Origin of the sequence: Alloyangia mangrovi, assembly GCF_002300555.2 — a bacterium.
Taxonomy (GTDB): domain Bacteria; phylum Pseudomonadota; class Alphaproteobacteria; order Rhodobacterales; family Rhodobacteraceae; genus Salipiger; species Salipiger mangrovi.
This window is the reverse complement of the sequence record NZ_NTHN02000056.1, coordinates 1-23,866: the sequence shown is the minus strand read 5'-3', so window position 1 is coordinate 23,866 and position 23,866 is coordinate 1. Positions and strand designations below refer to the sequence as shown.

20 protein-coding genes and 2 pseudogenes are annotated in these 23,866 nt (G+C 67.8%); 11 read left to right on the top strand and 11 right to left on the bottom strand.

Features of this window, described 5'->3' with window-relative positions:
* Nucleotides 1-17: 17 nt before the first annotated feature.
* The 10 genes and pseudogenes from CLG85_RS22280 to CLG85_RS27885 all read right to left on the bottom strand — a co-directional run.
* Complete coding sequence (locus tag CLG85_RS22280) at nt 18-1,292, bottom strand: TolC family protein (RefSeq protein ID WP_260350040.1); 1,275 nt, start codon at nt 1,290-1,292, stop codon at nt 18-20.
* The gene (locus tag CLG85_RS22275) at nt 1,289-2,026 is read right to left on the bottom strand and encodes a hypothetical protein (RefSeq protein ID WP_141244724.1); all 738 of its coding nucleotides are present in this window, start codon (nt 2,024-2,026) and stop codon (nt 1,289-1,291) included. The genes CLG85_RS22280 and CLG85_RS22275 overlap by 4 nt, the downstream gene beginning before the upstream one ends.
* A 423-nt stretch (nt 2,027-2,449) precedes the next feature.
* Nucleotides 2,450-3,592, bottom strand: coding sequence for a hypothetical protein (locus CLG85_RS22270; RefSeq protein ID WP_260350039.1), 1,143 nt, complete (start codon nt 3,590-3,592; stop codon nt 2,450-2,452).
* Nucleotides 3,593-4,724: 1,132 nt separating this feature from the next.
* Nucleotides 4,725-6,506 carry a SulP family inorganic anion transporter gene (locus tag CLG85_RS22265; protein WP_260350037.1) on the bottom strand — a complete coding sequence of 594 codons (1,782 nt, stop codon included), beginning with the start codon at nt 6,504-6,506 and terminating at the stop codon, nt 4,725-4,727.
* 4 nt (nt 6,507-6,510) lie between these two features.
* A complete protein-coding gene (locus tag CLG85_RS22260) occupies nt 6,511-8,088 on the bottom strand; it encodes a sulfatase family protein (protein ID WP_095880923.1) in 1,578 nt (525 codons plus the stop codon).
* Nucleotides 8,088-10,025 (bottom strand): TRAP transporter permease, encoded by a 1,938-nt coding sequence (locus tag CLG85_RS22255; RefSeq protein WP_095880922.1) that lies wholly within the window; start codon nt 10,023-10,025, stop codon nt 8,088-8,090. The genes CLG85_RS22260 and CLG85_RS22255 overlap by 1 nt, the downstream gene beginning before the upstream one ends.
* A gap of 110 nt (nt 10,026-10,135) precedes the next feature.
* Complete coding sequence (locus CLG85_RS22250; RefSeq protein ID WP_095880921.1) at nt 10,136-11,146, bottom strand: TAXI family TRAP transporter solute-binding subunit; 1,011 nt, start codon at nt 11,144-11,146, stop codon at nt 10,136-10,138.
* Nucleotides 11,147-11,211: 65 nt separating this feature from the next.
* Complete coding sequence (locus CLG85_RS22245) at nt 11,212-12,189, bottom strand: LysR substrate-binding domain-containing protein (RefSeq protein ID WP_095880920.1); 978 nt, start codon at nt 12,187-12,189, stop codon at nt 11,212-11,214.
* Nucleotides 12,190-12,223: 34 nt separating this feature from the next.
* Nucleotides 12,224-12,340, bottom strand: a pseudogene (locus tag CLG85_RS22240) (IS5/IS1182 family transposase); the annotation flags it as partial.
* A pseudogene (locus CLG85_RS27885) lies at nt 12,340-12,443 on the bottom strand (IS5/IS1182 family transposase); the annotation flags it as partial. The pseudogenes CLG85_RS27885 and CLG85_RS22240, both read right to left, overlap by 1 nt.
* 182 nt (nt 12,444-12,625) lie before the next feature.
* Between CLG85_RS27885 and CLG85_RS22235 the strand changes: the two are divergent.
* The 4 genes from CLG85_RS22235 (at nt 12,626) to CLG85_RS22220 (ending at nt 16,623) form a co-directional block, all read left to right on the top strand.
* Nucleotides 12,626-13,564 carry a LysR family transcriptional regulator gene (locus tag CLG85_RS22235; RefSeq protein WP_260350036.1) on the top strand — a complete coding sequence of 313 codons (939 nt, stop codon included), beginning with the start codon at nt 12,626-12,628 and terminating at the stop codon, nt 13,562-13,564.
* Nucleotides 13,565-13,656: 92 nt separating this feature from the next.
* Complete coding sequence (locus CLG85_RS22230) at nt 13,657-14,685, top strand: cupin domain-containing protein (protein WP_260350034.1); 1,029 nt, start codon at nt 13,657-13,659, stop codon at nt 14,683-14,685.
* Nucleotides 14,682-15,638 (top strand): alpha/beta hydrolase, encoded by a 957-nt coding sequence (locus tag CLG85_RS22225; RefSeq protein WP_260350033.1) that lies wholly within the window; start codon nt 14,682-14,684, stop codon nt 15,636-15,638. The genes CLG85_RS22230 and CLG85_RS22225 overlap by 4 nt, the downstream gene beginning before the upstream one ends.
* A 31-nt stretch (nt 15,639-15,669) precedes the next feature.
* Nucleotides 15,670-16,623, top strand: coding sequence for an alpha/beta hydrolase (locus CLG85_RS22220; protein WP_260350032.1), 954 nt, complete (start codon nt 15,670-15,672; stop codon nt 16,621-16,623).
* Between the two features lie 24 nt (nt 16,624-16,647).
* Here CLG85_RS22220 and CLG85_RS22215 read toward each other — a convergent pair whose 3' ends face one another.
* On the bottom strand, nt 16,648-17,196 hold the full coding sequence (locus CLG85_RS22215) for a GntR family transcriptional regulator (protein ID WP_375796946.1): 549 nt from the start codon (nt 17,194-17,196) through the stop codon (nt 16,648-16,650).
* A gap of 326 nt (nt 17,197-17,522) precedes the next feature.
* Between CLG85_RS22215 and CLG85_RS22210 the strand changes: the two genes are divergently transcribed.
* The 7 genes from CLG85_RS22210 to CLG85_RS27880 form a co-directional block, all read left to right on the top strand.
* Nucleotides 17,523-18,368, top strand: a complete 846-nt coding sequence (locus tag CLG85_RS22210) for a fumarylacetoacetate hydrolase family protein (protein WP_095883524.1) — start codon at nt 17,523-17,525, stop codon at nt 18,366-18,368.
* 22 nt (nt 18,369-18,390) lie between these two features.
* Nucleotides 18,391-19,188: a glutathione S-transferase family protein gene (locus tag CLG85_RS22205; protein ID WP_260350029.1), complete on the top strand. Its 798-nt coding sequence runs from the start codon at nt 18,391-18,393 to the stop codon at nt 19,186-19,188.
* Between the two features lie 53 nt (nt 19,189-19,241).
* Nucleotides 19,242-20,234 carry a TRAP transporter substrate-binding protein gene (locus CLG85_RS22200; RefSeq protein ID WP_260350028.1) on the top strand — a complete coding sequence of 331 codons (993 nt, stop codon included), beginning with the start codon at nt 19,242-19,244 and terminating at the stop codon, nt 20,232-20,234.
* 70 nt (nt 20,235-20,304) lie between these two features.
* Nucleotides 20,305-20,796 (top strand): TRAP transporter small permease, encoded by a 492-nt coding sequence (locus CLG85_RS22195; protein ID WP_176476658.1) that lies wholly within the window; start codon nt 20,305-20,307, stop codon nt 20,794-20,796.
* A complete protein-coding gene (locus tag CLG85_RS22190) occupies nt 20,793-22,091 on the top strand; it encodes a TRAP transporter large permease (protein ID WP_260350026.1) in 1,299 nt (432 codons plus the stop codon). The genes CLG85_RS22195 and CLG85_RS22190 overlap by 4 nt, the downstream gene beginning before the upstream one ends.
* A 59-nt stretch (nt 22,092-22,150) precedes the next feature.
* A complete protein-coding gene (locus CLG85_RS22185) occupies nt 22,151-23,704 on the top strand; it encodes a bifunctional 3-(3-hydroxy-phenyl)propionate/3-hydroxycinnamic acid hydroxylase (protein ID WP_260350025.1) in 1,554 nt (517 codons plus the stop codon).
* A gap of 27 nt (nt 23,705-23,731) precedes the next feature.
* The coding region (locus CLG85_RS27880; RefSeq protein ID WP_375796945.1) for an Rv2993c-like domain-containing protein at nt 23,732-23,866 on the top strand (135 nt) is incomplete at its 3' end.

Below are 23,866 nucleotides of genomic sequence, written 5' to 3'. Positions count from 1 at the left end.
TCAATCAGGTCACGTCATTAGGTCCGGCTGGCTTCGAGGATCAGCGTGCCCAGCACACCGAGGTCATGCGCCGCCTCGTATTCGGTTCGTTTGCGGTCTTCATAGGTCTCCACCTGCTCGATCTGTGCATCGTAGAGATCGCGCCCGGTGGTCAGCACGTCGATCAGATCGCGCTGACCGGCGGTGAATTGTTCCTCGTAGGTGTCGAGCACGCGGCGGGATTCCTCGAGTTGCCCGGCGCGGGCGGCTTCGGTCGCGCGCAGGGCGTTCAGCTGTTGCAGCGAGGTCTGCGCCACATTGATGAGCTGGCGCTCGACCCCCTGAAGATTGTATTTCGCCGCGGCAAAGTCGCGCTGCGAGATCTGCAGGCTGCGTCCGCCGACCGTCGAAGCGTTGAGGTCGACGCCGGCGGCAATGCCGAGCGCGGTGCGGGTGCGTCCGCCGTTGAGATCGGTGCGACCTTCGGCCTGCAGGCTGATCGTCGGCAGCCGGGCGGCCTTGGTGCGCTGCACCTCGGCCTCGGCCTCGGCGGCGCTGGCCTGGCTTGCCACGTAATCTGGGGCGATACGCACGGCTTGCCGGATCTGCTCCATGCTGCCGTAGCGGCGGGCGTAGCCGAGCGACGGCGGCGCGGCAACGCCTCTTGGGTCGCGCCCGGTCAAGAAGCCGATTTGCGACAGGCTGAGCGCGCGGTCCGAGCGCAGCGTGGCGAGCCGATCTTCGGCGCGGGCGATTTCGAGCCGGGCCCGCGCGACCTCGCCGTTGTCCCCCAGCCCGGCGCGGGCGCGATCCTCGGCCTGCCGCGCGAGACGCCCCGCGTAGTCGGCGTATTCGTTGGTCAGCGCGATCTTGCGATCGGCGATCTCGACATCAAGGAAGGCCTCGGCGACATCGAGCGTCAACGCCTCGACCGCCATCTTGAGGTCGGAGATCGAGCGTACCCTGGCTTGGGTCGCGGATTTGATCTGGCTGCGGATCAGCCCCCAGTCGTAGAGCACCTGGGATATCGTCAGGGTGATCCCGGGGCCGTTGGCGTCGGTAGTGTTGCTGTCGGCGGAGACATTGACGCTGGGATAATAGGCGTCGCGCGCTTCCTGTATCCCCAGTGTCCGGCTCGCCACCACCTGGCGCTTCGCGGTCACCGTCGGGTCAAGCTCGGTGGCGAGCCCCAGCGCCCGCGTCAGGCTCATCTGCGCCGCGACCGGGCTGGGCGCGAGGCAAAGGGCCAGTGCTGCGCAGGCGGCGATATGGCTTAGCAGCCCGAGACAGCCGGAAAGTCGGTGAAGTTTCATAGCTCGCTTTCAATGGGATCGTTTTGCAGGAGCTCCGGTACGCTGGCGACAGCCGTGAGGTCCGCTTCCGTGTCGAGATGAATGTCGTCCACGGGAATAAGACCCTCGGTTGCGTCCGGCAGTGCCGTATCGGGGGCGCCTTCAGAAGATGTGGCAGCCGGTTGCAGCAACTCCGCAAGCTCATCGTCGAGCGCCGCATAAGTGGGATTTGGCCCCAGCAGGTTGGCGATCTCTTCGTCGTCGATCATTGAGCTTGCGACCGCGGCGTTCGGGGTTTCGGCGGGCTGGTCGGAGGCGGAGCCGGTGTCTGATCCGGGGGCGTCGGAGAGCAGCGAGAGGCCGCCGAGTCCCGACGCGATTCCAAGCCCGAGAGGCCATGGCGGGCCGGGGTCTATTTCGGACTCACCAGCCATGGACTCGGCAAAGGAAAGCGCGGAGCCACTCTCAAGATCCAGATCAGCTATTGCCGTTGAATCTGCAGTGGTAGCGTCAGGAATATCGGCTTCGGCATCACCCAATCCCAATGACTCGGCATCAGGTTCGGGAACGAGAAGGCCGGATACCAGCGTCGTGCCCTCGTCACCGACGAGAGAACTGAACTCCCCATCGGGCCCTGAGACAAAGAAATTCTCTATATTCAACGCTCGACCGTCCTGAAAATATATCTCCAGGTCGGATCCGGACTTCAGATATCGGGAAATGCCGCCACTCTCTTCCGTGAGGCTGATTTCCATGGATTCTCGCAGGGTTAGGTGCGAAGTCACAACCCGCGACGCCCCAGAATTTCCAGACAGGGCGCGCGCCAACACTTCTATTGCCATACCACGCACTCCTCACCGAATGGACGGCAGCGTCTATCCCCACAATCTCCTCATTTGAACGACACCTTGAAATGGTGTCAGCACGATGATTCCAGGCTTTCTGATTGAGACAGGGTCGTGAAGCACTGCTCAATGTGGAAACATGTACTGGCTATTCATCTTTATTTCTGCAGCAATCAACCGCTGGGTGCAACGCCTTTTTGCACTCTCGGAAGCCGAATGTAAGGAATTCAGATTGCGGAATGCCTCGGCAGTTAGTGGAATTTTGGCATACAAGTTTGACTTAAATTTGGCGCGTTGCGCGCTATTGAGCCGCGGGTGGCCACAGGAATTCGATCAACTGTTCTCGCTGTCGAGCCCGTCGCCGTCGCCACTTAGAAGGCCGGAAAGCAGGCCGTCTCCGCTGCTGCTTTCGAAGAGCCCGGCCAGGGTGCCGTCGATCGCGGTTTCGCCGAGAAGGCTGTCGTCGCCCTCCGCGACCGGCTCCATCGTGTCGCCTTCGCTGTCGCCAAAGTTGAACAGGGCGTCGAAGGCTCCCTGGGAGCTGGAAAAGAGATCACCATCGACCGAGCTTCCAAGGATTTCGGTCAGAAGGGCATCGACCTCGGGGCTGTCCTCCACGTCCATCGCCGCGGCGTCGACGACACCCTCGTCAACGAGGGTGCCGCTGAGACCGTCCTCAATGCCAAGTCCGGCAAGCAGCGCGCTGGTGCCGTCGCCGAGGGTGCTGGCGTCCGCGTCATCGGGCGAGAGCGCGAAAGGGTCATCCTCGCCGAGGAGCCCGTCGAGCACGCTGCCCATCAGCTGATCGTCTCCTTCGGGGAGGAGCAGCGAGGCGAGAAAATCGTCCTCCGATGTCTGATCTTCCGCCGCGCCGGACAGTCCCAGCAGGCCGCCCAGCAGCCCCTCGTCGCCTGCGACCACATCGAGGGTGCTGTCGAGGAGGCCGTCCTCTCCGGCGACGGTGCCGAGGGCGCCGGTGACGATGCCGCTGTCGCCTGTGAGCGTGTCGAGAAGGCCCTCGTCGCCTGCGACCACATCGAGGGTGCTGTCGAGCAGCCCGTCCTCCCCGGCGACGGCGTCGAGGGCACCCGTGACGATGCCGCTGTCGCCGGTGAGCGTGTCGTGAACCGGGCCCGCGCCCCTGTCGGTGCCCGTTGCGTCGTCGTCGGTCCCTGCTGTGGCGAGCTGCGAGCCGACCTCCGCAGAACCGCCGACGGGGGGGAGAACTTTCGGAAGCCTGCTGCGCGCCCGGTACAGTTGCCGGCGCGAGAGGTGGTGCGACGCCGGCGGTTGCCGCGGGGCCGGAATCCGCCGTCGCAGTTCCTTCGGCAGGACCGTCTCCTGCCACGGGCGTCGAAGAGGACGCGGGCTGCGTTGCGAAAGCGTCCGAAGGAATCGCCGCGGCGCTGGCGGTGCCGCTCGTCCGATCAGCGTCTGGCTGAGCGGCGGTGAACACGCTTGCGGAGTCACCTGCATCTGGCGCGTCGGCCAGCGTGTCTGACGCGATTTCAGGGCTGACTTGCCCTTGCGCTGCCTCGAAGAGGTTTCTCGCGGAGCCGTTGTCGGGCTCCTGAAGCGACGTGTTTTCGGATTCGCCCAGGGTGTCATGCTGGGAGCCAGCCTCGGCCTGTGCCGCGAGGCCCATCCCAATAGCCGCCGCATTGGCCGCTGTGGCGATCTGTGCGAAGTCGGTACGGAGGTTCTGGGTCTGGTTGTGCCGCGGCGCAAGAGGTTGCTCGACGGCTGTCTCTGTCGACAGTCGCTGCTCTCCTCTGCGGTCCTTGCCTCTAACTTCAGACACCAAGGTCTCTCCTAAAGTGTGGCTTGCGGCGATGTCTGCTGTGCCGCTTGCCTTCAAAATGCACCAGATATTCTCTGATAAGCGCCTTTGGCGCGGGAGAGCCTCCCTCCCGATTTCCCCACACTACAGGAAAAAACATCACAAAGTCTATAACCCAAAGTATGTAACCTGTCCATGACGGGGAGAAATCGATCGCACATTTCGATCAAACCGAACTCATGCTCGATGCATCCGGGAGCTAAGATGTCTTGGCCCGCAAGCTCGGCGTGGGAAGGGGATCAACCAGAAGGCGCTCCCTCACCGCGATCCATGACTGTTGGGGCGTGCAGTGGAGTATTTCAGCTCGCAGGTCCGACTTTGCAGTTCCCGCGGGCACCGCCAATCACGCACGGCGCAGCATCCTGTACCGTGTGCTCTGAGCGGACTTGCGGCGTGGCAGCAACGGTCGAGGTATCCGAGTGGTGTGTCGCCCAGCACGTGTCTAGGTGCTGATGCGGCGAGCTCGAACAAAGTGGCGCTTATGCGTTTCCGCGGGAACGTGGAGTGGTTGGCGAGAAAGACGACCAGTTGCTGAACAGGCTGCCAAGCGCAGTAACAGGACGTTGCAGAACTTGGCGCACACCCTGAAAGCTGCAGTTAGCGCAGCAAGGTTCCGGTTATCGTGACGAGAGACGCTGAGTGCCTGCGCGCGATGACATTCACCGGGGTTGTCCCTTTCACATCATGGGCCTTCGGCGGCGCGACCCACATCCGGTCGTAGCGCTGCTGACGCCTATCGCCTACTTCGATTATGACATCCCGTCGCTTCTAGCGCTTCCCGGCGCAGGTCGACCGGCGCATTCGAGGAAGATGCGTTTCTCGCAGGTGGCGCAGATGCTCTCGTCGAGCTTCGGCACGATCTCGGCGATGGCGTCCCCTTTCGACAGGTGCAGCCTCTCGCGGGTCAACGTGCGGACCACCTTGAAGCGGGCGAGTTTGGTCAGCGTGCGGGGCGTCTTCACCTGAAGGTGCAATGCACCCCCCCATGGTCTCCCGCCGGCGCGCCTCGTCAAGAATGAGGTCGGCCCCGGCGAGGTCAATGTCGCCACCGCCCTTGACGATGAAGAGCATGGTCTTCTGCAGCGGGCGCTCGCGCTCCAGACGGCGGAACTCGCGGCGCAGGAACTCGACGGACCCGAAGAAGAGCGGCCCGTCGAGGCGGCAGACCATGAGCTGCGGGCATTCCTCCAGCCCATTCGGCGCGGCATGTTTGAACACGCGGCCTGGGGTTCCCGGGTCGGGCGCGCCCTGCCCAAGGAATGGCCGCGCCGCGCCGCGCAGGAAGAAGCCAAGAGACAGCAGCACGCCGACGTAGATCGCCGTTTCCAAGTCCACCAGCAGCACAGTGACGAAGGTGACCGCCGCGATGATCGTCTCGGTCGAGGAGGAGGTTACGAGATGCCGGATCTCGCGGAAGTCGATCAGCCGCCAGGCGACCAGCATGATCACCCCGGCGATGCCCGGGATCGGCACCACCGCAAAGGCCGGGGCAACCATCAGCAGGATCACGAAGAGGAAGGCCGACGAGAACATCGCCGAGAGCGGCGTGCGCGCGCCCGCGTCGTAGTTGATCCCCGAGCGGGTGAAGGAGGCCGAACTGGGGTAGCAGCGGAACAGGCTGCCGATGACGTTGGACAGGCCCTGCGCGAGGAACTCGCGATTGCCGTCGATCATCTGACCCGAGCGCAGCGCCAGCGCGCGCGAGACCGAAAGCGCCTCCAGCAGTCCGACGATGGCGATGGCCATGGCTCCGCCGCCGAACTCGCGCAGGTCGCCGAGCGAGAGTTCGGGCATGGCCATGCTAGGCACGATCTCTCCCAGCGGACCGATGGTGGCGATGCCCGCCTCCGCGCCGCCGAGCGCGAGGCTGAGCCCGGTGGCGACCACCAGCGCGGCGAGGTAGTTAGGCCAGAGTGGCCGCCAGAGCTTGATCGCCAGCCCGACGCCGAAGGCCGCGCCGGAGATGGCCAGCGCGCGCCAGTCCGCCCCGGTGGCAGCCTCGGGGATCGCCGAGAGGAAGCTCACGAGATCGCTGGTCGAGGGCAGTGGCGCGCCCAGAACGTGGCGGACCTGGCTGAGTGCGATCAGGATCGCCGCGCCAGCCACGAAGCCCGTCATCACGGAATGCGAGACGAAATCCACCAACGCTCCAAGCCGCGCGAAGGCGAACGCCAACTGGATGATGCCGACCATCAGGCACAGGGTGATTGCTGCCGTGATGTACTCGGGCGAGCCCGGCAGGTAGCGACCGGATAGGGTGGCGAAGAGCATGATCGACAGGGCCGTTGTCGGCCCCGAGACCGCGTGCCAGCTCGAACCGAGCAGCGCCGCGATCAACGTCGAAACCATTGCGGTGTAGAACCCGTACTCCGCCGGCAGCCCGGCGATGGCGGCAAAGGCCACGCCCTGCGGCAGTACCAGCGTCGCGCCGGTGAGCCCGGCCATCAGGTCTGCGCGCAGCGTGTCGCGCGAGCTCAGCCCGAGCCAGTCGGGAACCAAAGCGGAGACGCGCGCCCGGAGGGCGCGCGGGGAGGTGCCCTTGCCGGTCATCGGATCAGGCGCGCGCGACGGGCGCGGGTGCGGTCTCAGTATGCGCCAGTTCGGCCTGCATCAGCTGCTCGAGCAGCCGGGCCTTGACCGGCGCCGCCTCTGGTGCGTCCCAAAGGTTCCGCAACTCGTGCGGGTCTGCTTCGAGATCGTAGAGCTCGCCCCAGCCGAGCCCCTGGAAGACCGACAAGCGGTAGCGCGTGTCGCGCAGGCTGTGCACGTTGGGGCAGACACCCAGCCCGTCCATCTGCGCCTGGTGGGCGTATTGGATCAGCACGCCCTCCGGCGCGGTCTTCTCGGACAGCAGGTCGCGCCCCTGCATGCCCCAGGCCTGCTCGATCTTCGCCCGCTCGAGGATGGTGGCGCCGATGTCCAGCGTCTGGCCGAGCCGGTCGCTGCGGGTGCCCGTCTCGCCCTGCGGGTCGGCCCAGACGAAGGGCACGCGGGTGATCTGCTCGTATTGCTCGGAGCCTTTGAACAGCAGCCGGTGGTCGCCGAGGTGGTCGCCGTGGTCCGAGGTGAAGATGGTGACGGTCTCGCCGCCGCGTCCACTTTCGGTCAAGGCGCCCTGCACCCGGCCCACCGCGTCGTCGATCATGGTGATCATGCCGCAGGTCAGCGCCTGCGCCTCCTGCGCCTCGCGGGCCGAGCAGCCAATGGCGTTCATCCCCTTGAGATTGGCCGTGCCCGCCTCGCGCGCGCCCAGCACCCCTGCCACATGCGGCGGCGGCGCCCAGTCGTTCGCGGTAAAGGCGGCGGGGACCGGCATGTCGTCGGGGTCGTACATGTCCCAGTACTCGCCCGGCGGGTTGAACGGGTGGTGCGGGTCGGGCCAGCTGACCATCAGGAAGAACGGCCTGTCACTATCTTTGCGCGCCTCCAGCCAGGCGCAGGCGCGCTCGGCGATATAGGAGGTGGAATAAAGCTCGGAGGGCACCGCGGTGCGCACCGCCTGCGGGCAGGTGTAGTCGTGCGGCAACTGGTTCTGCGCCCCCATCTTGCTCCCGATCTCGGGGTCCCGCTCCCGCGCCCAGCGGGCGTAGTCGCCGCCGATGTGGTCGCCGTGGCCGGTCACCAGTTCCACGTGGTCGAACCCGTAAAAGGGCGTTGGCACCGCGGGGCTCTCGCCCGACCAGAAGTCCGGCTCCTCGACGTGGTAGCCCGGCGCGGCGAAATCGTTGCGCACCGCCTCGCTGAGCGGGCCGTTGGCCTTGTAGTAGCCGGGGCGTGCCTCGGGCGGGGTCAGCACCGGGGCGATGCCGGTGAAGGTCTGCAGGTGGCTCTTGCCGATCAGCGCCGTGTCATAGCCCGCATCGCGCAGCAGCTCGACGAAGGTGACATTGCGCTGCGACAGCGGGATGCCGTTGAAGCGCACCCCGTGGCCCGAGGGCATGCGCCCGGTCATCAGGCTGGCGCGGTTGGGCATGCAGACGGGGCTGGCGACATAGAAGCGGTCGAAGGCGGTGCCCTGCGCGGCCATGGCGTCGATGTTCGGGGTGCGCACGATCGGGTGGCCGTAGCAGCCGAGGAAATCGGCGCGGTGCTGATCCGTGATGAACAGGATGAAGCTGGGACGGTCGGACATCAGAGGGCCTCGGCAGGTTGAAGTTTCGCGGTGCGGCGCCAGACGGCGAGCACGATGCCCAGGCCGAGCGCGGCAGCACCGGCAAGCACGTAAGGCGACAGAAGGGTGGCGGCGCAGGCAAGGCGCAGCAGGCGCTCCCAAACCGGCAGGCGCTGCTTGTCAAAGCCGATGAGCGCGCTCGAGGCGAGATAGAGCGAGGCCGCCAGCGTCAGCAGCGAGAAGGCGACGAAGCCGAGCGAGGCACTTGCCGCAGCCTCGGTCCCGAGGAGCAGCGCCGGATTGTAGACGAAGGCGAAGGGCACGAGGAAGATCATCGCCCCGATCCGTGTCGCCTCGACCGCGGTGCCAATGGGCTTGCCCTTCGAGATTGACGCAGCGGCATAGGCGGCAATGGCCACCGGCGGGGTGATCACCGAGGCGACGCCGAAGAAGAAGACGAACATATGCGCTGTCAGCAGCTCGACGCCGAAGCCGGTGAGCGTGGGCCCCATGACGGCGACGATGGCGATATAGGCCGGAAGTGTCGGCATCCCCATGCCAAGCACGATGCAACCGGCGGCAGCGATCAGCAGGGCGGCCATCAGCGAGCTGCTCGCGGCATTGGCCAGCAGCACGGCGAATTTGGTCGGGATGCCGGTGGCGTTCAGCGTCGAGACCACGATACCCACAATGGCAATGGCGATGGCCAGCTGCGCGACGGTCTTGCCACCCTCGGCCAGCGCCTCGAGCAGCTTCCACGGCGCGCGGCGGATCTCGGGGTTGATGAAGCTCATCGGGATCAGCAGGAAGATCGCCGCGATCGAGGCACCGGCGGGCGACAGGCCCGAGACAAGCAGCCAGACGATCAGCGCGATCGGCCCGAAGACCAGCGCGAGGTTGATCCAGTCCTGTCCGGCGGGCGGCTCGACAGCCTCGTCTTCCTCGCGCGCGGTGATGCCGAGCTTCTCGGCCTCGAAGAAGACCGCGAGGAAGAGGCTCACGTAATAGGCGACGGCGGGGATCAGCACGGCAAGGATCACCGCGAGGTAGCTGACACCGACGATGTCGGCCATGACCAGCGCGGCGGCGCCCATGATCGGCGGCAGGATCTGCCCGCCGGTGGAGGCGGCGGCTTCGACCGCGCCGGCAAAGTTGCCCGAGAAACCCCGGCGGCGGATCATCGGAATGGTGACCACGCCGGTGCCGACGACATTGGCGACGGCGCTGCCCGAGACGGTGCCGAACAGCGCCGAGGCGGAGATCGCCGCATAGGCCGGTCCTCCGCGGAAGCGCCGCATCAGGTGGAACGAGATACGGATCATCGAGCCGCCCGCGCCGCAGCCTTCGAGCACCGCGCCGAGAATGATGAAGGGCAGCACCGTCGAGAGCACGATGCCCATGATATTGCCCAAGATGCCTTGGCTGGCATCGTACCAGATGTTCTGGGCGATGAATTCGTTCATGTCGCCGACGATGGTCTGGAACACCCCCGGCCAGTATGGGCCGGTGGCGAGATAGGCAAAGACCACGGCACCGAGGATGGCGATGGGCGCGCCCCAGAGCCGCCAGCAGGCGATGATCGACAGCACGGCGGGGATCGCGGCCATCCATGCTTCGCGGGCCGAGAAGAACATGAAGCTGTCCTTCAGCACCATTGAGACCTGATAATAGTCCCAGGACACCCAGGTCATCAGACCCAAACCGATGGCATAGCCCAACAGGTGGAAGACCGTGAGCTTGTCGTCTCGCGTTAGGCGCAGGGCGTCCCAGATCAGGAAGCTCAGGAAGCAGAGCCAGTAGAACAGCGGCCGGAACCAGTCGAGCTCGAACGGCCCGACGCGGGGCAGCACACCGTAGGTCGGCAGCACGTTGGCCAGCCCGGCGAGGGCGATGACAAGTCCAACGGCAAGACCTGCCCAGTGCAAGGTCTTCACCCTGCGGTCGATCGAAGTTGTCATGGGGTGTCCTCCTGGCCCGGGACGGGCTCTTCGCCGTGGCTCGGCGGTGCCCCGGCCCTCGCGCGGGCCGGGGAAGGTTCAACTGGTGCGGCGGTCTGCCCGGCTCCGGATCACTCTGCCTTCAGTGCGTCCGGGATGGTGATGCCCTGTTCCTCGTAGTAGCGCGCAGCGCCGGGGTGAACCGGCATGTTGGCACCCGCGAAAGGCTCGTCAGTGTTCAGCGCCGCAAGCAGCGCGTTGGCAGCCTGCATCTTGTCGAGGTTGTCGAAGAAGGATTTGGTCAGCGCATAGGCCGCGTCGTCCGAAAGGTCTTTGTTCGCACCCATCATCATGACCGTGACCATGATATTCTGGTCGGCGTTGCCATTGACCTGGCCTTGGTAGGTGCCTGCGGGAACCACATCGGTGCGCACCGCCTGGTCGACAAGGTAGTCGGCCCAACCGTCGCTCGCGACCACATCGTCCGGCACGCCTAGGATGCGGATCTCGCGCTGCAGGCTCAGTTCCTGCACCGATTGCTGACCGACGGCGGCGGACATGATGTACATGTCGAACTGGCCGTCCTGAAAGGCCTGGCTCGAGGCTTCCCAGGGCAGGCGAATGCCTTCGTAATCAGTGCCGTCCTGCATACCCCCCGAGGCCTCGCGCACCATGCCGCGGGCCTGGTTGGCCGCCGCTCCGGCGGGCGGGCCGACGTAGACGCGCTTGCCCTTGATGTCGTCCCAGCTCTCGATGCCGCTGTCGGCCCAGACGATGGGATGGAACGAGCCACCCGGGAAAGTGAACAGCATGCGCATATTGCCCGCAAAGGCCTGGGCCTGCTTGGCCGTTTTCTCGTAGGGTCCGACGCCGCGCGACATGGCGGCATAGGCGGGCGGCGGGACCACGGCCAGATCCAGCTGGCCCGCGCCGACTTTCATCACCGAGCGGGTCAGCACCTGCCCGAGCGAGACCTGCAGGTCATAGCCTGCGTCGGCGGTGAACTGCGCCCAGGTTTGCGGCACGATGCCGGTGAGCGAGGCACTGCCGCCGCCCTCAATACCCAGCGTCTCGGCGCTGACGGGCAGGCTGGCGCCCGCAAGCACCGCTGCCACGGTGATGAATTTCAGGGTCTTGAACATCCGCTCTCCTCCAGTTCGGATTTCTCCTCTGCGGCGGGAGACTATATCATGCATGAGGGAATGACCTATTCCTTCTCGGCCCGATACATACCAAATTCGGTATGAATTGGTGCGCGGGAGAGGCGCTCGCGGACCATGGTCAGCAAGGTCCGCAGCGCCGCGCCCTCCTGCGTGCCGGGCACCGTCGTCAGCCCGACCGGCCCTTTTAGCGTCTCGTCCGAGATCGGCAGGATCACCACCTCGCCCGCTGCGCTGGCGTCCGCAACAAGCGCCTCGACCGTCACCACCACGTGGGTTGCGGCGCGGATGGTCTTGATATTGAACCCCGCGTCGATGGACTCAATGGCGAAGTCGGGGGTGACAAAGCCGCTCTTAACCAAGAAGCGCTCTAGCTCCTGCCGAATGATTGTGCCGGGGATTGGCGCCAGCATGGGCTCTTGAAGCAGCGTGCCCAGATCGACCCTCGCCCCGGGCTGCGCGAGCGGGTGCTCGGTGCCAACCACGAAGACGATCGACTCGTCGTATAGGTGCTGGAAGCTGAGCCCGTGCATGGCGGTAGAATCCGACAGCCGCCCAATCACCACGTCGAGCGCCCCCTGCCGCAGCCGCGCCAGCAGCTCCGAGTTGGAGCCCGAGACGACGCGCACGGTGCTGTGCGGGTAGAGCCGCTGAAAATCCTCGATGATCCCCGGCAGCGTCAGCCCGCAGACGTTGGGCAGGGCACCGATGCGCAAGAGTTCTCGGCTGCCGCCCATGTCCTGTGTCGCTTGCAGCCCCTCGGTCAGCAGCGCCATGGCGGCCTCAGCGGCGTCGAATAGCTTGCGGCCATGCACCGTCAGCACCGCGCCGCGCTGCGAGCGGTCGAAGAGCGTGACATCAAGCGTCGTCTCAAGCTCGCGGATCGAGCGCGAGACGGCGGGCTGGGTCAGCGCCAGCACATCTGCGGCGGCCACGAAACTGCCGCGCTGCGCGACTTCAAGAAAGCAGCGGACTTGGCGGAAGCGGAGCCGGGCCAGAAGGCGTTTGGAGTTTTCGATGGCCATGCTCGCGATACGATTTTGGGGTCAGGATTCATAATCAATAGTTGACGAGAGCCGCGAGCGCGATGGCAGAGAGGATCTCCTTGGGGCAGCGGTCATAACCGGTCGCGACGCGCCTCCGTTCCTTGATCCTGCCGAATGTTATCTCGATGCGCTCAGCACCCGCTTTCCGTCAACCCGGGATTTCCCTTGTGACTTGGGAAAGGACGGGCCAAACGTGCCATCTGCGCGTCGGTTCGCCAGAAGAGATCGCTCATGTCACCCCTCTTTGTCGCAGCCGTGAAGCATGTAGGGCCACAGAAATCAGTGCATCCTGCTAGCTCTCAAGCCGCGCCGTTCGAGGCTTTCAGTCAGCCGACGCTTATCTATAGAATCGGGCTGAGAACTTTTTCGGATTGCTGCACACCTGGTGCAACAGAGTTTTTGAGGCAGGCCCACCATGCGCTTTCGTGGACTCGATCTGAACTTGTTGGTCGCCCTTGAGGCGCTGCTCGACGAAAGCAGCGTCAGCGCGGCGGCGCGGCGGCTTAACCTCAGCCAAGCGGCGACCAGCAACGCGCTGGCCCGCCTGCGCGATCATTTCGAGGACGAGCTGCTGGTCCGGGTCGGGCGGCAGATGGCGCAGACCGACCGCGGCCGGGTGCTGCACCGTGAGGTCGCGGCGGTGCTGCGGCAGATCGAGGCGCGGGTCCTGGTGCCCGGCGCCTTCGACCCCGCGGCGCAGGACCGGCAGGTGACCATCATGGCGGCCGAGGCGGTCTCGCTGGGCTTTCTTGCCTGCGTCGGCCGCGAGGTGCGGACGCGCGCGCCGCGCATCCGGCTGGTGGTGCGCCCGCTCGGCGGCAACCCGCAGGCGCAGCTCGACCGGGGCGAGATCGACCTGCTGGCCATCCCCCTGCAATATGCCGCGGGCGGCCATCCGCAGGCGCCACTCTACGATGAGCCCTACTCGGTGATCTGCTGGCGCGATGCCGAGATCGCCGCGCGTCCGCTGACCGCCGAGGCCTATGTCGGCGCGGATCACGTGCTGCTCGAGCTTGGCCCCGACCGCAAGACGCCGATCGACCGCATTCTCGTCGAACAGCTGCACGGCCAGCTCTCGGGCAGCGTCACCGTCTCGGGTCATGCCGCGGTGCCTTGGCACGTGCTCGGCACCGAGCGGCTCGGCACGCTGCCCGACCGCACCGCGCGGCAGTTCGCGGAGGTGCTGCCGCTGGCGGTGCGTCCGCTGCCCTTTGACATTCCTGCGAACCGACTGGTGCTGCAATGGGGCCGTCATGCCGAGGGTGACACTGGGCTGCGCTGGCTCTGCGATCTGATGATGACCCTCGCGCGCGAGCCGGGAGAGGGCGGGGCGATACATTCACCGGACCGATAGGTCACGGTCCAAACAATCAATTTCCGCTTGGGTCGCTTCTGCCGGATAAGTCGGGGTCACGAGACCACGACGCCACGGCGGGAGGACAGCTCATGCGTTTCAACCATTTGCCCGGAGAGGCCGCGCCCTACGGCATCCGCGCGGGCATGGGGCCGCGTCATCTTGTCGGCGGCATGGTCACCTCGGCCTACGCGGGTGCGGCCGAGACAGGCGGGGCTTTCGCGCTGTCGATGCTGACCGGCGGGCGCGACGCGGGGCTGCCGATGCTGCGCCATGCGCAGAGCCACGTGGCACTGCAGGTGCTCGAGGGCGAAATCGAGCTCTTCATGCAGGGCGCCTGCTGGCGGCTGGTCGGGGGCGATTACGCCTCGATCCCCGCGGGCACGGACTATGGCCTGCGCATGACGCGGCTGCGCAACCGCGCGATGCTCTTCCACACCGGGGCCGAGGCGGGCGGGCTGCTCGCCGGGCTGGGCACGCCATACGCGGGCTACGTGCAACCCGACCGGGACGCGGGGACATGGGCGGACCTGACCGAGGCCAACGCGCCCGGCTGCGACACCGAGATCCTCGGCGCGCTGTCCGAGGGTCTGCCGGTCCGGGCGCCGCTGCGCGCGTTGCCGGACGCGGCCGTGCCCTACGTGCTCGAGGCGGGCTGCGGCGCGCATCTGGTGGTGGCCGACCAGCTCTTCACTTTTGCCGGGGGCAATGCGCAGAGCGACGGGCGCTTCCTCACCCTGCTGACCGAGGGGCCGCAGGGTCCGATGATCCCGCCGCACATGCACCTCAGGCACGACGAGACCTTCTTCTGTGCCGCGGGCCGGATCCGTATGCGCGCGGGGGAGGAGGAGCTCGAGCTGGCGCCGGGCGACTTCCTCTTCGTGCCGCGCGGCACGCCGCATGCCTTCCAGTTCCTCGAGCCCTACACCAAGATCATCGGCTGGCTGGTGCCCGGCGTCTTCGAGGAATTCTTCTACACGCTCGGCGATCCCACCGACCGCACCGTCTATCCGCAGGACCCGCCGCCCTTCCGCTTCGACCGCGTTCTGGCAAAGCTCGACGCGCTCGACATCGTGCCGCTGGGACGGCCCGAGGGGGCAAAACCCGGGGCCGACGCATGAGCCGCGCCGAACTGCCCGCGCTGCGCCCCGGCGTGCGGCTGCTGGCCGACCAGGTCTTCTCGCGCGCGGGTGGCGTCCCGCGACTGGCGGACGTCTACCTGCCCGAGTGCCTCGGGCCGCACCCGGCGGTGATCTTCCTGCATGGCGGCGGCTGGCGCTTCGGCGACCGGCGGCTGGCGCCGGACCTGTCGCGGCACTTCGCCGAGAGCGGCTACGCCATGGTCTCGATCGACTACCGGCTGAGCACCGAGGCGCCGTTCCCGGCAGCGGTGATCGACACGGCCACCGCGGTGCGCTGGCTGCGCAGCCACGCGGACGACTACGGCATCGACCCCGGACGCATCGCCTTGCTCGGCTCGTCGGCGGGTGGCCACCTCGCGAGCCTCGCGGCGCTGGCCCCGGCGGAGTTCATCTCGGACGAGTGGCCGGGCGTCTCGTCGGAGGTGGCGGCGGTGGTCGACGGCTACGGGCCGGTGAGCTTCGCCCTGCTCGACGCGCAGCGCGATCCCGCGGCGCTGCCCGGAACCGATCCCGAGTCCGCGCACCTGCCGCCGCCGCGCCCGATGACCGATCCCGAGGCGCTGGAGTGCCTGTTCCTCGGCGGCACGGTCGCCGCGCTGCCGGAGCGCGCCGCCGCCGCCGATCCCTCGACGCGGGCGCGGCCCGATGCGCCGCCCTTCCTGATCCTGCACGGCAGCTACGACAGCGCGATCCCGTTCGCGCAGAGCCGCGGCCTCTTCGACGGGCTGGACGCGGCGGGGGCGCGGGCCGAATTGCTGAGGATCGAGGGGCTGGGCCACGGCTTTCTCAACCGCACCGACATGGACGCGGCGGGCCCGCGCGAGATGATGCGCTGGCGCAGCGCGGCGGCGGGCGGCGAGGCGGAGGTGCCGGTCCAGGCCCCGGTCTGGCCGACGATCCGCGCATTCCTGGATAGGACGATCGGCGCCTGAGGAGGGCGCAACGAGGGGAGGAGGACCCGAGATGACGACACGACTTTCGCTGCCCGCACTGATGCTGGCCGCGGTGCTGGCGCTGCCCGCGTCGGCGCAGATCACCGACACGCCCGAGGCGCTGGCCACGCTGCAGGGGCTTGGCCGCGAGATGTCGCGCGAGATGGTCGGCGCCACGATGAAGCTCTACGGTCAGATGCTGGCAGGGGCGGACGATGCCGGGCTTACCGTCGCCGCGGACCAACCCTACGGGCCGGACGCGCGCAACCTGCTCGACCTCCGCGCCCCCGCGGGTGCCGAGGCGCTGCCGGTGGTGCTGCTGGTCCATGGCGGCGGCTTCGTGCGCGGCGACAAGGGCGAGATCGTCAACATGGCGCGCTGGTTCGCACGGCAGGGCGTGGTCGCGGTGACGATGAATTACCGGCTCGCGCCCGCGGCGCAGTGGCCCGCCGGGGCCGAGGACGTCGGCGCGGCGCTCGGCTGGCTGTCGGCGCACGTGGCTGAACACGGCGGCGATCCGTCGAAGATCGTGGTCATCGGCGATTCCGCCGGGGCGATGCACGTGGCCGACTACGTCTTCCGCGAGGAGCTGCAGCACGCCGATGACGGCGTGATCGGCGCGGTGCTGATCTCGCCCCCGGTGGCGGACCTGCGGGGGCGAGACCTCGATCCCGAGCGCGACCTGCTCTACTACGGTGCCAAGGGGGACCGCGCGGCGCAATCGGTCGTGGGCGCGGTCGCTGGGCGCGAGATCCCGGTGATGATCGCCTATGCCCAGAACGAGCCCGACGTGATCATCGACCAGACCCGGCGGATGATCGAGGCGCTGGCCGAGCGCGACGGCCGCCTGCCGCTGATCGCCTCGGCGCCGGGGCACAACCATATCTCGATCGTCAGCCATTTCGGCACCGCCGACGACACCTTCGGCCGCGACCTTCTGGGCTTTGTCACCCTGCAGGCGCTGCTGGCCGGGCAGGAGCGCTGACGCGTGACGGGCGCGGGAAGGGGCTCAGCCGTCTTCCCGCGGGTCCGGCGTGCCGAGGTCCTTCAGTACCGCGTCGGCGGTGCGCTTGTAATGGTGGGTCAGCGCCTCGGTCGCCCTCTCGCTGTCGCGGTCGAGCACCAGCTGCAGGATCTCGGCATGCTCGTCCTTGACGTGCCGTGTGGTGAAGACCTTGCGGATCGAAAGCATCCGGTAGCGGTAGAGCCGGTCGGCCAGCTGCTCGCAGAACTCCAGCAGCGGCGTCGAGCCGCAGCGCGAAATCAGCACCTTGTGGAAGTCGCGGTGCAGGCGCTCCCACTCGGGGTTGTCCTCGAAACGCTCGGGGTCGAGCGAGCGCGGCGTGCGGGTCAGCCGGTGGTGGGCGATGATCAGCTCCTCGTCCCAGTCGGGCGTGGCATGGGCGATCGACTCGCGCAGCGCCAGCGCCTCGAGCCAGCAGCGGGTCTTGGTCAGCTCGCGCAGCTCGTCGAGGTGCACCGGCTTCACGTAGAAGCCCCGCTGCACCCGGCTTTCGACCAGCCCCTCGGAGGACAGCCGGTTCAGCGCCTCGCGCAGGGGGGGTCTGCCCGGCGTCGTAGCGCTCGGTCAGCAGCTTCATCTGCAGCTTCAGCCCCGGCTCGAGTCGCCCGGTCAGGATATCCGTGCGCAGCCGGTCGTGGATCGATCCGGCAAGGCTGGTGGTCTTGGTGCTGTCTGGCGTGCTGTGGTCCATCCGGTCCCCGTCTCTCTTCCTTGGTGTCTCCATACATTATGTACCTCGAAAAGAAAAAATATAAATTATGTTGATGAGTCGTAATTTGTATATTACCCAAGGATCAGCGGCGGCCTCCGGGATGCGCCGGAGGAGGGGCCGCGATGCGCGGCGTGACGGGAGACACGGTGTGAAACTTGCGACGGTGAAGATTGCCGGACGGCAGAGCTGGGGGATCGTGACGGAGGAGGCCTTCGTCGATGTCGGCGCGGCGCTGACGGCGCGCTATGCCGATCTTCGGACAGCGATCGCGGGCGGGCTCGCCGGCGTGGCCGAGGCTGAAGCCGGGGCGCAGGCCTATCCGTTGGCCGAGGTCGAGTGGCTGCCGGTGCTGCCGAACCCGCCGAAGATCCTCTGCGTCGGGCTCAACTACGAGACCCACCGCAAGGAGACCGGGCGCAGTGAGGTCGCGCATCCGACGATCTTTGCCCGCTACGCCAACAGCCAGACCGGCCATCTTGCCACGATCCCGGTGCCGAAAGTGTCGGACAACCTCGACTTCGAGGGCGAGCTGGCCATCGTCATCGGCAAGCCCGGCCGCTACATCCCCCGCGCCGAGGCGCTGAGCCACATCGCCGGTTACGCCTGCTACAACGACGGCAGCATCCGCGACTACCAGCGCCACACCCACCAGTTCACCCCGGGCAAGAACTTCCCCGGCACAGGCGCATTCGGTCCCTGGATGATGACCCCGGACGAGATGGGCGAGATCGGACCGCAGGCGATCCGCACCCGGCTCAACGGCGAGATCGTCCAGGAGGCGCGTTTCTCGGACATGATTTTCGATCTCGCGCGGATCGTCGAATACTGCTCGGAGTTCACCGAACTCGAGGTCGGCGACGTCATCGCGACTGGCACGCCCGGCGGGGTCGGGGCCAAGCGCACGCCGCCGCTCTGGATGCGCGCGGGCGACGTGGTCGAGGTCGAGATCGAGGGTCTTGGCACGCTGCGCAACCCGGTCGCCGCCGAGACCTGACCGCAGGCGGGGAGGAGGACCCATGCTCACGCTCTACCACGGCCCGACCAGCGTCTGCTCGCAAAAGGTCCGCGTGTGTCTCGGCGAGCTCGACCTGCCCTATGAGGGTGTGCTGCTCGACCTGCAGAAGGGCGACCAGTTCGCGCCCGCCTACCTGCTGCTCAACCCCGCCGCCGTGGTGCCGACGCTGGTCGATGACGGGCTGGTGGTGGTCGAGTCGAGCCTGATCCTCGACTACCTCGACCGCGAGAAGGGCGGCGGACGGCTCTCGCCGAAGGGCCGCACCGCCGAGGTGGCATCGGCGCACTGGTTGCTGCGGACGCTGGATATCCACGCGGCGATCAACACGCTTTCCTTCTCGACCGCGATGCGCGGCGCGATCCGCGCCAGCCGCACGCCCGAGGAGATCGCGCAGATACTGGCGCGGATGCCCGACCCGGTGGCCCGGATGAAACGCCGGACGCTGCTGGACGAGGGGCTGGATGCCGTCTTCGTCGAGCAGGCGCTGCGCCAGCTGCGCCGCGCCTTCGGGGACATGCAGGCGGCGCTGGGGCAGGGGCCCTGGATGATGGGCGAGTCCTTTTCGAAGGTCGACGTCGCGCTGGTCGCCTATGTCGACCGGATCGCGCGGCTCGGCTTCGCCGGGCTCTGGCTGGAAGAGTTTCCGGCCATCGGGACATGGCTGGCCGCGATGCAGGCGCGGCCCAGCTATGCCGCGGGGATCGCCGCCTTTGCCGACGCGGCGGGCAGCGAGAAGATGCGGCAGGGCGGCTCGGCGCATTGGCCCGGGCTCGCGCGCAAGTGGGAGGACCTGCGCTGACCGGACCGGGAGGGGACCGGCAGGACACGAGATCAAAACAGGGAGTGAGGAACATGAAGATCAAAGGATCGCTGTGCGCCGCGGCGCTGGCATTGGGGCTCGCCCCCGCAGCATTTGCGGAAACGCTGAAGGTCTCGACCTTCTTGCCGCCCAACCACGCGTTCAACCGGATGCTCACGCAATGGGGCGAGGAACTGGCGGCGAAGAGCAACGGCGAACTGACCGTCGAGCTCTTCCCCTCGGGCCAGCTCGGCCCGGCGCCGCGGCAGTTCGACCTCGCACGGACCGGCGCCGCGGACGTGGCGGTGGTGCTGAGCGGCGCGACCCCGGGGCGCTTCCCGATGGCCGAGCTCGCCGGCCTGCCGCTGACCTACCCGGCCGCGGGCAACGACAGCGCGATCACCTCGCGCCGGCTGACCGAGCTGGCGCCGGGATACCTCGCCGATGAGCATGCCGGCACGCATATCCTGTGGATGGCGGTCACCCCGCCGCTGAAACTGCACCTCAAGTCGGCCGATCCGTCGGATCTGTCGGTCTTCAAGGGCCTGCGAATCCGCTACGCCGGGGCGATCTGGCAGCAGCTGATCGAGGCGCTCGGCGCCTCGCCGGTGCCGGTGCAGCCCGCCGAGACCGGTGACGCGCTGGCCAAGGGCGTGGTGGACGGCACCGCCTTCCCCTTCGAGGCGACCAAGTCCTTCGACCTTGCCCCGGTGCTCGGCTACTCGATCGAGCCCGGCTTCGCCTCGGCCGCCTTCGCGGTGGTCATGGGCGACAAGGCCTATGACCGGCTCAGCCCCGAGCTGCGCAAGCTGGTGGACGAGACCACCGGCCCCGATCGCGCCGAGGCCTTCGGCAAGATGTTCGACGAGGGCGAGGCCGAGGGCCGCGCCTACATGGCGGAGGGCGGCGTGCAGATCGTCAAGCTGTCGGACGACCAGCTCGCCACGTTGCGCGCCGATGTCGCCCCGATCGTCACGGCCACGGTCAAGGCGGTCGATGACGCGGGCAAGCCGGGCTCGGAATTCCTGTCGGCCTACACGCAATGATCCGTCGCGCCCGGTCCCTGCGCGGGGCCGGGCGCAGCGACCCCCTCACTTCACTGGAACTGGACCGAGCATGATGCCCCCGGACCGCCTGACGCGCTTTTTCCATGTCATCGCCTCGCTGGCCGTCGTCGTGATGATGCTCACCGTGGTCGCCGACGTGGTGCTGCGCTTCGTCTTCAACATCCCCGTGCGGGGCGCCTATGACGTGGTCGGCTTCGGGCTGCTGGTCATGGTGTTCTTCGGCATGGCGCCGGTGGTGGCGCGGCAGGGGGAGATCCTCATCGACATCGTCGACGACATGCTGCCCGCGGCGATGCTGGGCCTGCTGAAGCTGCTCGCCTCATTGGGCACGCTCGTCTTCCTTGTCTTCCTCGGCTGGTCGATGTTCGGCCCGGCGCATGATGCCTATGTCTACGGCGACCGCTCGCTGGAGCTGGGCGTGCCGCTCTGGACGCTCTGGGCCGTGGCCTTCGCCGGGCTCGCAGGCACTGGCTGGGCGGCGCTGCGCCGGGTGCTCGGGCAAGCGGCGGACGCGGCCCATGCCGCGGAGGTGGAGTCATGAGCGCCTTCGCCCTCGGCCTCACCGGCATCGGCTCGATGTTCCTGCTGCTCTTCCTGCGGCAACCCGTGTGGCTGGCGCTGGCGCTGGTCGGCATCGTCGGGAACCTGCTGCTCAACGATCTTTCCGTTGCCGCGCTGCTCGCCGGGACCGGCACCTTCGACACCGCCTCGAGCTACGGGCTCTCGGTCATCCCGCTCTTCGTGCTGATGGGCGAGGTCGCCTCGGGCTCGCGCATGTCGTCCGAGCTCTTCGGCGCGGCGCGCGTCTTCACCACAGGGGTGCGCGGCGGGCTTTCGATCGCCTCGATTGCCGCCTCGGGCGCCTTCGGGGCGATCTGCGGCTCGTCGGTGGCGACCGCCGCCAGCATGACCCGCATCGCCCTGCCCGAGATGCAGAAGGCGGGCTACGAGGACGGCTATGCCGCCGCCTCGGTCGCCGCCGGCGGCTCGCTCGGCATCCTCATCCCGCCCTCGATCATCCTGGTGATCTACGGCTCGATCGCCGAGGCCTCTGTGGCCCGGCTCTTCGCCGCCTCGCTGATCCCCGGCATCGTGCTGATGCTGCTCTACGTCGTGGTCTCTGTGCTGCTCGCTGGCCGCTCGGGCCCGGCGGCGGGGGCCGAGACGGTGACCACGGCCGAGCGCTTCCGGGCGCTGTTGCGGCCCTGGCAGTTCATGTTGCTGTTCCTCGTCTCGATCGGCGGCATCTATGCGGGGATCTTCAGCCCCAACGAGGCCGCCTCGGTCGGCGCCTTCGGCGCGGTGGTGATCGGCTTCTTGCGCCGCACGCTCAGCCTTGAGGGTTTCACCCGCGCGGTGCAGGCGACGGTCATCATCTCCTGCGCGCTCTTCATGATCATCATCGGCGCCACCATGTTCGCCAACTTCGTGGTCCAGACGCGCCTGCCCGAGAAGCTGCTGGCGCTGGCGCAGGCGGCCGAGCTGTCGCCGGCGCTGGTGATGGCGCTGATCATCCTGCTCTACATCGTCATGGGCTGCTTCCTCGAGGGCATCGGCATGGTGCTGATCACCGTCCCGGTCTTCCTGCCGGTCGTCACCGGCTTCGGCTTCGACCCGATCTGGTTCGGCGTGCTGGTGGCGGTGCTGGTCGAGCTGGGGCTGATCACCCCGCCGGTGGGAATGAACCTCTTCATCATCAAGGCGCAGAGCGCGTCACTGTCGATGGGAACGCTCTACCGGGGCATCCTGCCCTTCCTGATCGCGCCAGTGGTGCTGGTGGTGGTGCTCTTCGCGGTGCCGCAGCTCGCGCTCTGGCTGCCGGGGCTACTCTACTGATGGCGGCCCGCCCTCGCCGCTCGCTGAAAAACCTGCCCAAAAGACTTGGAGGAATAGACATGACGCCCGAGTGGGATGTGACCATCGTCGGCTGCGGTCCCGTCGGCGCCTTTGCCGCGAACCTGCTCGGTCGGGCCGGGCTGCGCGTGCTGGTGCTCGACCGCGACGCCGCGCCCTACGCGCTGCCGCGCGCGGTGCATGTCGACCACGAGATGCTCCGCCTGCTTGCCGACGCGGACCTGCTGGCGCCGCTCGAAGGCCTGCTGCTGCCCGCCGACGGGCACCTGCACATCGGGGCCGACCACGGCGTCATCCGTTACCTGAGCGCGGCGGGCAAGCCGCGGCCCTTCGGCTATGCCAACGACTACTTCTTCTACCAGCCCGAGCTCGAAGCGGTGCTGCGCGCCGGGCTCGCGCGCCATCCGAACGTGACGCTGCGCCTCTGCTGCGAGGTGACCGGGCTCGAGGTGCTGGGCGATCAGGCCCGGCTGGCGCTGACCGGGGGCGAGAGCATCAACACGCGCTGGGTGCTCGGCACCGACGGCGCGCGCAGCACGGTGCGCAAGGCGCTTGGCGTGACGCTCGACGACCTCGATTTCGAGGAGCCCTGGCTGGTGGTCGATGCCGAGGTCGACGGGCCGATCTCCTTCCCCGCGCTGACGGGCGTCGCCGAGGGAGCGAACCTGCAGTGCCTGTCGGTGATGATGTGCGACCCCTCCCGCCCGGCGACCATCGTGCCGGGGCGGGGCAACCACCGCCGCTGGGAATTCATGCTGCTGCCGGGCGAGGACGACGCGCAAATGTCGCGGCCCGAGACCGTCGCAGCGCTGGTCGCACCCTGGGTGCAGGGGGCAAATCACCGGATCATCCGCGCCGCCACCTACCGTTTCCACGGGCTGGTCGCGACCGACTGGCGCGTCGGGCCGGTGCTGCTCGCCGGGGATGCCGCGCACCAGACGCCGCCCTTCTTCGGCCAGGGCATGTGCCACGGGCTGCGCGACGTCGCCAACCTCGCCTGGAAGCTCGAGCTGGTGCTGGCGGGACAGGCTGACGCCACGCTGCTCGACAGCTACCAGGCCGAGCGCGACGCGCAGGTGCGCCACGTGATCGGCAAGGCGATCGAGGCGGGCAAGTACATCTGCGTGCTCGACCCCGAGGAGGCCAGGGCGCGCGACGTGCGGGTCCGGGCGCAACAGGACATCCGGACCGCGGCCGAACTCATCGCGCCGATTGCTTCCGACCTTGTCGGCGCCGGGGCGGGCGAGCGCTTCATCAACCCCGTGGTGCGTGCGGACGGCGGGCTCTTCGACGCGGTGACCGGCGGCGGCTGGGTGCTGCTGTCACGCGGCGAGGCGGCGCTGAGCGCCGAGGCAGGCGCGGTGCTGGCGCGGCTCGGCGCAAGGCAGCTCGTATTGAGCCGCGACGTGGCCGACCCCGAGGGGCATCTCGCTGCGTGGTTGGGCGCGAGGGATGCGGCCCACGTCCTGCTGCGCCCCGATTTCTACACCGCGGCGCTGGCGGCAAGCGCGCCCCAGATGAGCGCCGAGATCACCCGCCTCGGGCGGGCGCTGGGGCTGACGCAGCCCGCGGCGGCGCAGGCCGCCTCGTCGTGACGGCAGGGACAGGGAAGGACATCCATCATGCGTTTCATCAGCTTTGAACACGACGGCCGCGCCTCCTGGGGCCGCGTCGAGGGATCCGAGGTCGCCAATCTCGGCGCGCTGCCCGGCGCGCCCGCCGATCTGCGCGCGGCGATCGCCGCGGGGGCACTGGCG

What these genes read in the sequence shown, in the direction of transcription:
- CLG85_RS22280 (WP_260350040.1), bottom strand. Translation starts at nt 1,292, where the DNA reads ATGAAACTTCACCGACTTTCCGGCTGTCTCGGGCTGCTAAGCCATATC.
- CLG85_RS22275 (WP_141244724.1), bottom strand. Translation starts at nt 2,026, where the DNA reads ATGGAAATCAGCCTCACGGAAGAGAGTGGCGGCATTTCCCGATATCTG.
- CLG85_RS22270 (WP_260350039.1), bottom strand. Translation starts at nt 3,592, where the DNA reads ATGCAGGTGACTCCGCAAGCGTGTTCACCGCCGCTCAGCCAGACGCTG.
- CLG85_RS22265 (WP_260350037.1), bottom strand. Translation starts at nt 6,506, where the DNA reads ATGACCGGCAAGGGCACCTCCCCGCGCGCCCTCCGGGCGCGCGTCTCC.
- CLG85_RS22260 (WP_095880923.1), bottom strand. Translation starts at nt 8,088, where the DNA reads ATGTCCGACCGTCCCAGCTTCATCCTGTTCATCACGGATCAGCACCGC.
- CLG85_RS22255 (WP_095880922.1), bottom strand. Translation starts at nt 10,025, where the DNA reads ATGACAACTTCGATCGACCGCAGGGTGAAGACCTTGCACTGGGCAGGT.
- CLG85_RS22250 (WP_095880921.1), bottom strand. Translation starts at nt 11,146, where the DNA reads ATGTTCAAGACCCTGAAATTCATCACCGTGGCAGCGGTGCTTGCGGGC.
- CLG85_RS22245 (WP_095880920.1), bottom strand. Translation starts at nt 12,189, where the DNA reads ATGGCCATCGAAAACTCCAAACGCCTTCTGGCCCGGCTCCGCTTCCGC.
- CLG85_RS22235 (WP_260350036.1), top strand. Translation starts at nt 12,626, where the DNA reads ATGCGCTTTCGTGGACTCGATCTGAACTTGTTGGTCGCCCTTGAGGCG.
- CLG85_RS22230 (WP_260350034.1), top strand. Translation starts at nt 13,657, where the DNA reads ATGCGTTTCAACCATTTGCCCGGAGAGGCCGCGCCCTACGGCATCCGC.
- CLG85_RS22225 (WP_260350033.1), top strand. Translation starts at nt 14,682, where the DNA reads ATGAGCCGCGCCGAACTGCCCGCGCTGCGCCCCGGCGTGCGGCTGCTG.
- CLG85_RS22220 (WP_260350032.1), top strand. Translation starts at nt 15,670, where the DNA reads ATGACGACACGACTTTCGCTGCCCGCACTGATGCTGGCCGCGGTGCTG.
- CLG85_RS22205 (WP_260350029.1), top strand. Translation starts at nt 18,391, where the DNA reads ATGCTCACGCTCTACCACGGCCCGACCAGCGTCTGCTCGCAAAAGGTC.
- CLG85_RS22200 (WP_260350028.1), top strand. Translation starts at nt 19,242, where the DNA reads ATGAAGATCAAAGGATCGCTGTGCGCCGCGGCGCTGGCATTGGGGCTC.
- CLG85_RS22195 (WP_176476658.1), top strand. Translation starts at nt 20,305, where the DNA reads ATGATGCCCCCGGACCGCCTGACGCGCTTTTTCCATGTCATCGCCTCG.
- CLG85_RS22190 (WP_260350026.1), top strand. Translation starts at nt 20,793, where the DNA reads ATGAGCGCCTTCGCCCTCGGCCTCACCGGCATCGGCTCGATGTTCCTG.
- CLG85_RS22185 (WP_260350025.1), top strand. Translation starts at nt 22,151, where the DNA reads ATGACGCCCGAGTGGGATGTGACCATCGTCGGCTGCGGTCCCGTCGGC.